Annotated in this window: 14 protein-coding genes and 1 pseudogene; 5 read left to right on the top strand and 10 right to left on the bottom strand. The window is 39.7% G+C overall.

Going from position 1 to position 11,733, the window contains the following annotated elements; translation table 11 throughout:
* The 8 genes and pseudogenes from FCN80_RS24840 to FCN80_RS27105 form a co-directional block, all read right to left on the bottom strand.
* Positions 1 to 459: pseudogene (locus tag FCN80_RS24840) on the bottom strand (IS66 family transposase); the annotation flags it as partial.
* A 146-nt stretch (positions 460 to 605) separates the two neighbouring features.
* Complete coding sequence (locus FCN80_RS24835) at positions 606 to 815, bottom strand: TrbC/VirB2 family protein (protein ID WP_230492939.1); 210 nt, start codon at positions 813 to 815, stop codon at positions 606 to 608.
* Entirely contained in the window at positions 815 to 1,525 is a 711-nt protein-coding gene (locus FCN80_RS24830) for a lytic transglycosylase domain-containing protein (protein WP_136992997.1), read from the bottom strand. The genes FCN80_RS24835 and FCN80_RS24830 overlap by 1 nt, the downstream gene beginning before the upstream one ends.
* A gap of 71 nt (positions 1,526 to 1,596) precedes the next feature.
* Positions 1,597 to 1,830, bottom strand: coding sequence for a hypothetical protein (locus tag FCN80_RS24825; protein ID WP_136992996.1), 234 nt, complete (start codon positions 1,828 to 1,830; stop codon positions 1,597 to 1,599).
* Positions 1,831 to 2,219: 389 nt separating this feature from the next.
* Positions 2,220 to 2,429, bottom strand: coding sequence for a TraR/DksA family transcriptional regulator (locus FCN80_RS24820; protein ID WP_136992995.1), 210 nt, complete (start codon positions 2,427 to 2,429; stop codon positions 2,220 to 2,222).
* Entirely contained in the window at positions 2,419 to 3,006 is a 588-nt protein-coding gene (locus FCN80_RS24815) for a DUF2857 domain-containing protein (protein WP_136992994.1), read from the bottom strand. The genes FCN80_RS24820 and FCN80_RS24815 overlap by 11 nt, the downstream gene beginning before the upstream one ends.
* Positions 3,007 to 3,019: 13 nt before the next feature.
* Entirely contained in the window at positions 3,020 to 3,214 is a 195-nt protein-coding gene (locus FCN80_RS24810) for an AlpA family transcriptional regulator (RefSeq protein WP_136992993.1), read from the bottom strand.
* A gap of 309 nt (positions 3,215 to 3,523) precedes the next feature.
* Positions 3,524 to 4,285, bottom strand: a complete 762-nt coding sequence (locus FCN80_RS27105) for a hypothetical protein (RefSeq protein WP_230492938.1) — start codon at positions 4,283 to 4,285, stop codon at positions 3,524 to 3,526.
* Between the two features lie 495 nt (positions 4,286 to 4,780).
* Here FCN80_RS27105 and FCN80_RS24800 point away from each other — a divergent pair, with 495 nt between their 5' ends.
* Positions 4,781 to 5,479 (top strand): autoinducer binding domain-containing protein, encoded by a 699-nt coding sequence (locus tag FCN80_RS24800; protein WP_136992992.1) that lies wholly within the window; start codon positions 4,781 to 4,783, stop codon positions 5,477 to 5,479.
* On the opposite strand, the gene FCN80_RS24795 is transcribed toward FCN80_RS24800, so the two are convergent.
* Entirely contained in the window at positions 5,445 to 6,047 is a 603-nt protein-coding gene (locus tag FCN80_RS24795) for an acyl-homoserine-lactone synthase (protein ID WP_136992991.1), read from the bottom strand. The two genes, FCN80_RS24800 and FCN80_RS24795, sit on opposite strands and share 35 nt — an antisense overlap.
* A 305-nt stretch (positions 6,048 to 6,352) precedes the next feature.
* Between FCN80_RS24795 and FCN80_RS24790 the strand changes: the two genes are divergently transcribed.
* The 3 genes from FCN80_RS24790 to FCN80_RS24780 all read left to right on the top strand — a co-directional run bounded on the left by FCN80_RS24790 (position 6,353) and on the right by FCN80_RS24780 (position 8,927).
* Positions 6,353 to 7,480, top strand: a complete 1,128-nt coding sequence (locus FCN80_RS24790; protein WP_170975516.1) for a sedoheptulose 7-phosphate cyclase — start codon at positions 6,353 to 6,355, stop codon at positions 7,478 to 7,480.
* Positions 7,481 to 7,499: 19 nt separating this feature from the next.
* Positions 7,500 to 8,249 carry an SDR family NAD(P)-dependent oxidoreductase gene (locus FCN80_RS24785; protein ID WP_136992989.1) on the top strand — a complete coding sequence of 250 codons (750 nt, stop codon included), beginning with the start codon at positions 7,500 to 7,502 and terminating at the stop codon, positions 8,247 to 8,249.
* Positions 8,250 to 8,378: 129 nt separating this feature from the next.
* Positions 8,379 to 8,927 (top strand): 5' nucleotidase, NT5C type, encoded by a 549-nt coding sequence (locus tag FCN80_RS24780; protein WP_136992988.1) that lies wholly within the window; start codon positions 8,379 to 8,381, stop codon positions 8,925 to 8,927.
* Positions 8,928 to 8,949: 22 nt separating this feature from the next.
* Here FCN80_RS24780 and FCN80_RS24775 read toward each other — a convergent pair whose 3' ends face one another.
* Entirely contained in the window at positions 8,950 to 9,669 is a 720-nt protein-coding gene (locus tag FCN80_RS24775) for a DAPG hydrolase family protein (RefSeq protein WP_136992987.1), read from the bottom strand.
* Between the two features lie 381 nt (positions 9,670 to 10,050).
* Here FCN80_RS24775 and dalD point away from each other — a divergent pair, with 381 nt between their 5' ends.
* Positions 10,051 to 11,466: a D-arabinitol 4-dehydrogenase gene (dalD, locus tag FCN80_RS24770; protein ID WP_136992986.1), complete on the top strand. Its 1,416-nt coding sequence runs from the start codon at positions 10,051 to 10,053 to the stop codon at positions 11,464 to 11,466.
* Positions 11,467 to 11,733 lie beyond the last annotated feature (267 nt).

The raw sequence follows: 11,733 nt of genomic DNA, 5'->3' as shown, positions 1-11,733 counted from the left end.
GGCGAGACGCTCTGCTTCCGGTCTGTCGCGTATCTCCGCCTCGATGGCGTACAGTTCGCCGATGCGCTTCAGGGCTTCTTCCGCTGTGGCGCTTTTGCTGCCGATGTACACGTCGTGGATTTTTCTGCGGGCATGCGCCCAGCACGCGGCCTCGATCAGCGCACCTCCTTCGCGCGATGTACTGAACAGCCGGTCATACCCCGTGAAGGCATCCGCCTGCAGCACTCCATGGAAGGGGCGAAGGTGTTGCTCCGCGTGCTTTCCCTGCCGGTCCGGCGAGAACGCGAACCATGCCGCAGGCGGATCTGACGAACCGGCAGTCCGGTCATCCCGTACGTACGTCCAGATACGCCCGGTTTTTGTCTTTTTCCTGCCCGGCGCCAACACCGGCACCGGAGTATCATCCGAATGAAGTTTGCGTGTATCCATTACGTATTTGTACAGGGCTTCATCCAGCGGCACCCCCCACAGTGCCGCCGGGTGTTTCATTGCCTTGAGCAGCTTTGCCATAGGTGACCTCTCAGCTCATCAGCAGCGCACCGATCTCACTGCCCCCGCCAATCAGGATCCCGCCGATGATGATGTAGGCGCACTGGGACAGGCTTTCACCTTTCCAGAGCGTCTTGTAAACCCACCCAGATCACGGCGACAGTAATGGTGATGGCCGCCAGACCATGCAGGCCGGTGGAGACTTTCTCCATCACGGTGTTTGCCCGTTCAAAACCGTCGGCAAACGCCGGGGTGACAGATAACGCGGTCAGCGCACCGGCAGACACTGCGCTGACTGCTGCCTTTAGCTTGCGGAAAAGCCTCATTATTCTTCCTCCTTACGGGATGGCTGCGGGAGACTCCGGCGCACTGACGGCGGGGATATCTGTGCGGTGGCGATGTTTTTCTGACGGAGGTTCGCGGGGATGCCACGGACGACAGCGCCCGGCCAGATAACGCGGGGGCGGAAAGCGTTACCGGCAGGAAAGGCTTCCGGGTAAACGCCAGCCGCTGTTTTGTCCTCGCGGGTGCCGGGAACGGCATAGTGAGGGGAGCCCGGCGCATAACCGATTCGCTGGAGATAGCTCGTCCCGGAATACGCCGCTTCCGGCTGTTGCCCGGTACGGAAATTGCCGGAGTAATAACAACTGAGTGCTTTTTTCAGCGTGCCGCCGCGCCGGTAGCAGTCGCTGAGAATGCGTTCAAAGACGGACAGACTGGTGCAGGGATCAAGCAGCTCTGTGGCGGACACGCCATAATGGCGGAAATTGGTGCTGGTGATTTGCATCAGTCCGACAGAGTAACGGCGGCCCTGAGCCATCAGGCGGCGGAGAATATGCGCTGCCTCTCCCCGACTGGCTGGCTGGTGAGAAATAACGTGTTTATCGCCGGAAGATTTTCCGGAGTTCGGGACTATCTCGGCGATGGCATACGGGTTAAAACCGGATTCCACCCGTGCCACGTCGAGTGCCGTGGACGGATGAATGCTGGCGGCGCACTGCATGGCCGCCGCCAGAAAGGCAGTGGTGGAAAGCATGATGGCCTCAGAAAGCAGACAGCATGCAGGGTCTGCTGACGCTGCATGCTGTGGAGTCAGAATTAAAGGGATTACTGCGCGGTTTCGACAGGAGCCGTACTCTGCTGCGGACTGTTTTCCTCGCGGGGTTCCAGCAGGACCAGTTTGCCGGAGACGGCAATACCAGGCGTCAGGACAATATTCAGACCGGCTTTACCGTGGTGAGCAAAGGCAACGCCGACTTTTGTCCAGTACGTATTTTTCTCGCCCTGAGTATCCGGCTGACTTTCCTGGGCAATATATGCGTAATAATCGGGTTTTCTCATGATGAGCCCTTTTAATAAAACGGTGGAAAATAATATTTTTCGATCACGTCCCGATCCTGCATTCCGGTTTTAACGGGTCAGCGAGAACATTCAGCGGCACCCTGAATTGTGGTTATGTGACAGCCCGTTCCATATTTTTAAAGAGCGATACCCGGCCCGGACGAATTAACGCCCATCAGTTCAGCCACTGGGTGACGGCGCAATCAGGATGAAGGAGAAAAATTGATTTCTGAACGGGAAAGTAAAAATGAAAATAAAAGAGTTTATTGGCGTGGAATTAAGAATACGGAAAGGGGGGAGGGATGCAGAAAATATAATAAGGCGTGATTTATATTTAAGGATAAATATAAAGACGTGGAGAGAAAACACCCCACGTCTTACCGGTAAAACTAACGTCGGCGGCGTTCAAGCTTTTCCTGACATCCGGTACAGGTTGTGATACCCGGCAGCATCTGACGTCGTTTTTCAGGAATAGATTTACCGCATAAACGGCAGTGAAATAATGATGGCGTTGCTCCCGGTTTAAAACGGTTCTGTTCAATCATCTCTTCCAGCCGCTGCTCATTAAATTCCTGATCGCGATCGATCTCATCCGGCATGCGATGCCCTCCTGCTGGCGGCTTCCTGCTCGCAAAGGGTGATCCGCTTCCAGACGGTGGTGAGTGGCAGCCCTTGCGTCTGCGATAACAGCGTTTCAGTGACCTGCATCATGGCATCCAGCGCTTCCGGGGAGGCCAGATTTTCCACCCGGCACTTTTGCCATTGCCGCCAGATAACCGCATCGGTCTCTTCATCCGGTTCAGGTGTCCGGCCATAAGGCACACTGACGCCCAGTAACCTGCGACGAAGACAGACGTCGTTGGAGGTGAGGCCAAAATACTGGTTAAGCAGGGCTATCGATCCGCCCAGCCGGATCGCCCGGGTAATCTGCTCATGTTGTTTGTGCTCCTGGTGGGCCAGCGCCAGTAAATGAAGCAAAACATCATGGCGGATACTGACGGACACAAAGGGAGCCGCAGCCCGGCTGACCATAAACAGTTCATCAAGCGATAACAGATTAAGAGTGTTCATTTCGTCAAAAGTGAATCCCAGAGACTCACAGTGGCGAATATCGCCCTCCTTGAGAGCATTTAAAGCGTCGGTTAAGATGGCGTAATTCAGTGAGGGGATCATCATTCTGTTTCCTATCTTAAATTTTTTGTCGGGTGGTTAATTTAATGTTTATCCACTCGTCAATTTCAGATTCGAGCCAGGCCACACTGGCTGGGCCAATCTTAATTGAATGAGGGAATATGCCTTTTTTCATATACAGGTAGATTTGGGAGCGTTTAAGCCCCGTTTTTTCCTCAACCTGTTTCAGACGCAATAACTGATGTGCTGCCATCGTTTTCTCCTGTGGTGGAAATGACCGGGATATGCCCGAAGACAACAAAAAAACACAACTGTTAGCTAAGGAAAAGTCGATGACCCCGTATTAAGGGCAGGAGTATCCTTAATACGGGTTGTGTATCGGGATGTATAAATATATGGTCAGCGGGATAAGGATGTAGAAGAAGGAGAACCCCGCTCCAGTGCATTTTTCAGCGTGTCGCCACTCAGGCGCTCTGTAATGCCATCATCAGAGGCCCACTGTTCAAAAATGGACAGGAGTTTATAGGGATGCTCGATTAATGGGTGAATAGCCTCGTTATGTTTACAGGAAAGCCAGAATAGTCGAGATAAAGGGGTAGATATTCGAGTTGAAGTTGATGAAACAGTTTTTTTTAAAGAACATAATGATCAACTTTTGAAGTTCTGTTTGCCGAATAACAAAACAAGCATCCTGCGGTAAATCATGAACCGGGAAATAATCATTTTGATAACAGTTATTTTGTAATTGGCCTGGTATGCATTTTATAAGTTCCTTTGCTATATCTTTAGGGAGTTTCTTAATCTGTTGTTTGATTCTTTCATTCTTTGTTACTTTTTCGTATAATTGAAATGTGCTCTCAAAGAAGTTCACTGAAATTCCATAGTTTATTTCCTTCGCACCTATCACAGGTAATGGAAGGTTAAGAGAACGGGCCAGTAAACGTTGTACCAGAACATATTCATACCCTCTCAATGCGGTGTCAAAAATCATTTGTTTTGGGGAGGTATAATTACCTTCCGTACTTATTATTAGATTTCGATTATTAATGAAGCATTTCTTTTCAAGAAAGCATAGCCGGTTTAACAAAGACTGATTTATTGGAAATAGCTTAATTTTTTGATTCGTAATCTTTACCTTTTTCAATATTACAGGAGACTGGAAATAAATAGATAGAAAAATGATGCCGGATAATGCACTGCGATAAATGTCACCAGGTGTTATGCTAACGTTTAGTTCTTTTTTGATTATGCCTATAGCTTCTTTAATAGTCACCCAACTCTCTTCGCTATTAAAAGTTCTTGATGTGCTTTTGTCATCTTTCATAATTAGCCACCTTTCATCTTATGTGAATTAAGAGTATATTGAAAATGTGTGTATTTACTATTGTGCGAGCCTAGTGGTCGCTAATGTCTTATTTATGTTTTGATGAATAAAGGATCGTTCATTAATAAAATCTGGAGGAGAAGGAAAATGTTGAAGAATTAGTGGTGTTAAGTATTTAAATCTTCAGTTCAATATTCATATGTAAAAATCAATTTCTTTAATTACTGGTTTTTCTATAAAATCATTAAAAACCATTTGCTATCTATATATTAAAGTTTTAAAATTTATAATCAAGAAGGTTTATGCACATAAGAAATAACAGGGAGAGTTTTGATTCCTATTTTTAATATGGAATTTCTTGCTAAGGATGCTTCAAAACAAAATTATATTCTTTCCATATACGACAGGCAGAACACTCCTACTGTGACCGCATAATTTATAGGATTAGCTTCTGTGAACTAGTTTCGACATCAATTAAGATTACGTGAGGTGATTATGAACATTCAATATTCATACTTCAAAGAAAAGACTTTGATGAGTCAAACTGATGACAATCTAATTGAATTAATTCGGAATGAAATGGAGTTTAATAGTTTTAAAACCTATGCATATATGCGACTAAATAAACATGGTCAAAATGTAAAATTGATTTCAACTTATCCTAAACAATGGCTGGACGTTTATTTAAAAGGAAAATATTACAACTTTGATCCTGTAGTTCAAGAAGCCAAACTTAAAGTTTCACCGTTTTTATGGAATGGTGGCTGTGTTGAATCAAATGAAATATTTGAAGAAGCAAGAAAATACTCTATTCTACATGGTATATGTTTCGTTGCTCATCGAAGTGATGGTTATTTTTCTGTTTTCAGTATATGCAATAGAGATAATAAAGATAAGTTTATTAAAAATATAAAAGAAAAAGAATCAACCATTCAAATGCTGCTCTTAAAATGTTTTGAAGAAGATATTGCATCAGAAACTGAAAAAAATTGCAGTATCAACCTCACCTTAAGGGAATCTGAAATATTAAAATGGCTGAGCATGGGGAAAACGTATTATGAGATATCAATGATTTGCAGTATAACTGAAAGAACAGTGCGATTTCATGTTACGAGTATATTAAATAAATTGAATGTCACTAACACAAAACATGCTTTGACTAAAGCTGCGCTTCAAGGCCTTCTTGATGAATAGATAAGAATTTAAGGTTAGGGTCTAATAACGCCTTTTCTTTTATATTTCGGCATAGTCTTAAAGAAACTGGAAGGTTAATTAAATAAGTAGGGTGATTTTCAATAATAGCTGCTTCCGTAATACCATGTTCCCATCCATATCTATTTAGTAGCGTATTCATTCCACTACCAACAATTGCTATAATAGAATTGTATTTCTTTTCCATACAATACTCTATCATAGCTGCAAATAAAATTTGACAAATTGGATCATGGCAATGCTTAATTTTTTTACGTACAAAAAATCGTGTGGCCTCTACAGGAGCATTATTCTTATATGTAAAATAATTTTGAAAAGAGCCACTCAGAAGGTGTGAATATCTAGTTTCAATCATTCTAACGCTGGCTAAAATCTCGTTATCTTCAAAAACCGTTATGTATTCTGCGTTACTATTATCATATTGATCATATTCCTTTCCATTATGAATTGGAACATTCCATTTCAGTCGACTAGAAAAGACTTCAAATCGGCATTCGAAAAAATATGCCATTTCTAAAAGATCGTTAATAGTGCATAATTTAATATTCATAATACCTTCACTATCATTGATATTATTAAATTATTTGTATAATAGTTAAATTAGAATTAACCAAAAGTCAACCTGTCGAAAGTGACAGGTTGATCTCATGTCATAAACGATGTAAACCAAAACTTGTAGATCAACTTATTGATTTTACGATTAGTATAAAGCTTATTTTTTACTTCAACCTATTGATTTATGCCGTGTAGCCTATAGTCGGGACGGTGTTTTCCTTCACTAAAGTACCGAGATTCTACACGCTCTCTTTCTTAAGCTTAAGGCGATTACCCGCTTTCTCAGAAGGAGATATGAAGATGAAGACAATAGAAATAAATGCCAAACAAGATGTTATTTATAACGTCGAGTTATATAAGTCTTTAGATGAAGTATTATCTGTACTTGCTGGAAATTATTCTGACAATGGAAGCTTGAATGTATTTATTGATAATGGCTTACCTAAAACCCATGTAAATGCCGTAATGGATGGGCTTCGTGCATCAGGTATAAATGCACAATCCTATGATATTCCCTCAGGGGAAGAGGAAAAAACGCTTGATAATGCTATTCACATAACTGATTTACTTAACCAGAGTGGAACTAAGCGAAGATCATCCCCACCTATTGTACTGGGAGGTGGCGTCTCATGCGATCTCGTAGGTTTTGCATGCAGTATTTATCGAAGAGGGATCCCATTCATTCGTATTCCTACAACTTTGTTAGGGATGGTGGATGTCAGTGTAGCCGCAAAAACTGCCGTCAATCATTTCGGTTTTCGTAATCGACTCGGTTCCTTTCACCCAGCTAGACTTACTTTATTGTATCCTGGATTTTTAAGTACACTTCCGGTACGGCATATCTCAAATGGACTCGCCGAAGTATTTAAAATCGCTCTTATCAAAAGTAATTACTTGTTAGACCTGTTAGATAAACACGGAGAAAAGTTTTTTGACTCAAATTTTCAATCTGATAGCCACATTATGGAAATAATTTACTTAGCTGCTGATTTAATGGCAGAGGAATTATCTCCCAATCTTTGGGAACATAATTTAAAAAGGATTGTTGATTATGGACATTCATTTAGTCCACTTATCGAAATGACTTATATTGATGAATTATTACATGGTGAGGCAGTTGCTATAGACTGTCTTTATTCTGCGATTTTATCACAACAGAGAAATATGCTTGATGATTCTCAAGTAAAAAAATTATTTGATATAGCAAAAAAACTTCGACTCCCACTTTATCATCGAGGTTTCAGTGATGATAAACTGATTTTATCAGCATTAAAAGATACAAAAATTCATCGTGATGGAAACCAGAATTTACCTTTAATGTGTTCTCTTGGTCAGGCCGTATTTATTAATGATTTGACAGAGCAAGAAATGCGTAGTGCTTCGAAACTGCTGCGAGATTTTTCTGAATCAGTCAGTATTACACAATAGCAAAAAGAGTTAACTACTTATGAGAGAAACCATGCCAACTTTATTAGTAACTGGTGGTACTAAAGGAATTGGTGCCGCGGTTGCTAGATATGCAACAAGAAATGGATGGCGAGTTTATGTGTGGGGAAGAGATGAGCAGGCAGGTCAACTCCTTGAAGAATCGTTAGCTAATTCAACCGGCGAATGCTTATACCGTCACGTAGATATTTCGGACTATAAGGCTATAGAGTATGAATATCAACTTCTTTTTAAAGAGGTGAATTTATCATATGTCTTTAATAATGCGGGTGTATCTGCTGGTGGCTCTCTAACAGAAATCGAAGCAAACGCAGTACGTAACTGTTTGGATACCAACATATTTGGTTTATGGGCAAATCTCCATTTTCAGTTATTAAATATGATACCATTAAAGAAAGGCGTTATAGTGAATAATCATTCAATACATGCACTACGAGCAATTTTTCCCGATGTAGGTGTATATTCTGCTTCCAAAGCGGCAGGGGTCGCCTTAACAAAAGCCGCCGCGCTTGAAGCTGGTTCGGCTGGTATACGAGTTAATGGTATTGCTCCGGGACCTATTGATACAGAAATGTACCGGCGTAGTCTTTCTGACAATTCAGATGCTAATGCATGGCCATCACGCATTCCTTTAGGTAGAATTGGAACTGTCGATGAAGTAGCTGACACTGTGATGTTCTTATTTTCCCCCATGGCGACATTTATTAATGGGCAAATTATTGGAATTGACGGAGGAGCATCTTGTTATTAGATGCCTGGAAAGAAAAATAATGTATTCCAGGGTGATGGGTTTGTTATATGTGCGAGAGGTTGATTTATATAAAAGAGTGTGGTTACATGGCATATGATATATGTTTAATTTTAAATATGAGGGGGCAGTATGATACGCATCGCAGTTGATATGGATGAAGTGATAGTGGATACATTTCCAGCATTATTAGCCTGGTATCGAGAAAAATTCAATTATGATTGTTCACTTTCTGATTTCCGTGGTAAGAGTTTCACTGATATTTTTGCATCTGAGCATGTCGAGGAAATGGAGTCGCTCCTTTTAAAAGGGAAATTTTTTGGAGAATTACCGGTTATGAGAGGTGCGCAAGCTGCTTTACAGGTGCTATCAAAGAACTTTGAGATTTTTTTAACTACCGCTGCGATGGAGTATCCAAACTCTTGCGAGTATAAATTCCACTGGCTGCGTAAAAATTTTCCTTTTATAAACCCTTTAAATATCGTGTTTTGCGGTGATAAAAGTATAATTCATGCGGATTTTTTAATTGATGATAATGTCCGTCACTTTCAGCGGTTTAGTGGACAAGGTATATTATACACATCTCCGCAAAATTCTATGATTGACTGGAATCCAAGAGTCAACAATTGGGATGAAGTACTAACCTTTTTTAATGTTGATGAGAACGGAGAAAAAAAATAAGGCTATAAATGTGATAATTATGTCACCATTGGGCTGGGGTAATGACATTTTCTATATTAGATGAATAATAAAGTGATGGCAGAAAATGCGCCAGTGAAATGTATTCACGATGACAATGTTGCATCAGATTAAGCCCAATATCATCTGCCAATATTCGACTTGTTAAATCATTTTTTGTATTAGAAAAAAAACTATTTTCATCGGCTCTTTCACCAAAAATATAACGACTTCTAAGCACGCATCCCCATGATGTGTCTCGTGCAAGATGCATAACTATACCATCTAAAGGATTACCGTTCTCATCAAGGTTGATTTTATTACCTAATCCAATATATCCACAGATAGCAGTCGATATCCATTTTTTTCTATGAGCCTCTATCAATTTCCTGGCTGAAAAGAAATTTTCAGGGTGGCAATATTTAATTTTTGTTGACAATGGAGCTATATTCCCAAGTTTTTCAACAAAATGAACTGTGGCATCAATAAAATTTTTTCCTGGGATCCATTTATCATCCCATCCATAAAATAACTTATGGTCACAGGGATGCCACCATTTGAAATGTTCGTTTGAGCAAAAAAAACGGTACCACCATTCTAGCATTTCACCAGTACACCCTTGCAAATCCGTTCTGACTGCTACGATTAATAAATTATTGGAAGTACGATTTATTCCCATTTCAAGTTTCAGTGGAAATGGATTTAAAAGATTATCCAACTCATCGATACTATGATTTATGCACATTTTTCTTACCTCTTGCTTTTTATAGGGTGTAACGGTTAAAGAAAATCACAAAAGAGAAAGATATTTTTCAATTTCATTAATGTAAGAATTTATTGTATGCGACCCACTATTGTTTAGTGTCGCATTCATATAAATTATACCGTATTTAAGATCAGGTGCAATGCTATTTCATCGAAAAGATAAGTATACTAATCAATATTCCCTTAGGCCATTTTTTTACTAATTTAACCTTTTTGATGTTCGTTTTTTATTACTACGCAATTTATTATGGCAATATTATATTGATTATTTCCTAAGCGAGAAATATACTAATATAGTAATTTTTCAATTTCAATTCTCTTCAGTGTTTCCAAATGTCATCTGATAAATAAGAGGTGTCATATGAACAGAAATTCAAAATCAATCTGGCTGCATCTCGGTGCCAGTGCTTTTAATCGCGCGCATCAAAGTTGGTATCTCAATCGATTAAAAGAAAAAGAAAATAATGAGTATGGCTGGTCTTTGTCTTTAGCTAACATTCGAAAAAGTGATGTTTCCCAAAGAATTTTGGAACATCTTTCTCAGCAGGGAAATATTTATACTCTTGAGATGATTTCTCCGGATGGGATAATTAAATATGAAACAATACACTCTATTGACAATGTTATACTTTGGGATGAAGGGTTAAATAAAACAGTAACTGAGGGGGGGCGAAAAGAAACAAAAATAATTTCCTTTACTGTTACAGAAGGAGGTTATTACTTACGTGAGGATGGACATCTTGATATTTCAGATCCTGAAATTCAGTCAGATTTAAGTGGAAGTAAGGACACAACTACATTATATGGATTGTTAGCAAAAATCATGAAAATCAGAATTATTAATAATTCTGGCCCCATAACATTGCTTAGCTGTGATAATTTGCGTAGTAATGGTTCCCGTTTTTTTCATGCATTCATTGAATTTATCGAAGAAAAACAAGACGTTAATTTATTATCTTGGGTGAAAAATAATATTAGCACCCCAAATAGCATGGTCGATCGGATCACACCTAGATTTAACCAAACTATATACCCTCGAATAGAAAAAAAAGGAATTTATGATGATAAGGTGCCTGTTTCTTGTGAAGAATTTTCTCAATGGGTAATAGAAGATGACTTTATCTCGTCACGACCTCAACTTGAGAATGTAGGTGTCGAATTTGTTAAAGATGTTTTACCTTACGAAGAGGCTAAAATACGCGTCCTAAATGCTAGCCACAGTTGTGTTGCCTGGGCCGGTACGCTACTTGGTAAACATTATATAGATGAGAGTCTTTTACCAGATGTTCAGAAATGGATTCGTAATTATATATTGAATGACGTCAGAGCTGTTTTGCCATCAAATGAGATTGACTTAGAGAATTATTGTGATATTACTCTTAAAAGATTCAGTAATAAATGGGTTCGTGATACAAATCAGAGAGTCTCTTCTGATAGCATTGCTAAAGTTAATGAGTTTATATTACCAACAATTAAATCACTTTATGATAAAAAAATAACCCCGGCAGCCACGTTAGTTTTCCCAGTCTTATATTTCAGATTCATGGAAAAGTTTACTTGCGATCACTTGATATTTGAATATCAAGATCGTGCCTTTAATAAAGTAAATTTTGAATTCATATTTAAAACAGAAGATCCTCTATTCTCATTTTGTAAAACAAAAAATCTATTTGGTTCTTTAAGTGATAGCGATATTTTCATAAATGATATGCGTAATGTCTTGAGTCACGTTGATGAGAGATTACATGCTATGATTGCTGATGAAAAATTACCTTAAATATTAGGGGGTTAGATTTAAAGGGCCGGAATATAATCTTGGAATATCAATTTATTAAAGAAAGCACAAACGCAACTTTTAATCAAAAAAGCAGAATATTAATATTCTGCTTTTTTGGTCTTTGTAAGATTAAATATCTTTGTGTTAGACTTTTCTGTATTATATCTAGTATTTAGTGTTGCAGATACTATAAGTTCTCAATTCAACCCAACACTCTTTTATTTTTACGGTAGACGTTACTCCCATTACTTCTTTCATGCCACAGCG

Origin of the sequence: Martelella alba, assembly GCF_005217455.1 — a bacterium.
Classification (GTDB): domain Bacteria; phylum Pseudomonadota; class Gammaproteobacteria; order Enterobacterales; family Enterobacteriaceae; genus Acerihabitans.
The sequence above is the reverse complement of the archived record's forward strand: the minus strand, read 5'-3'. Positions and strand labels throughout refer to the sequence as shown.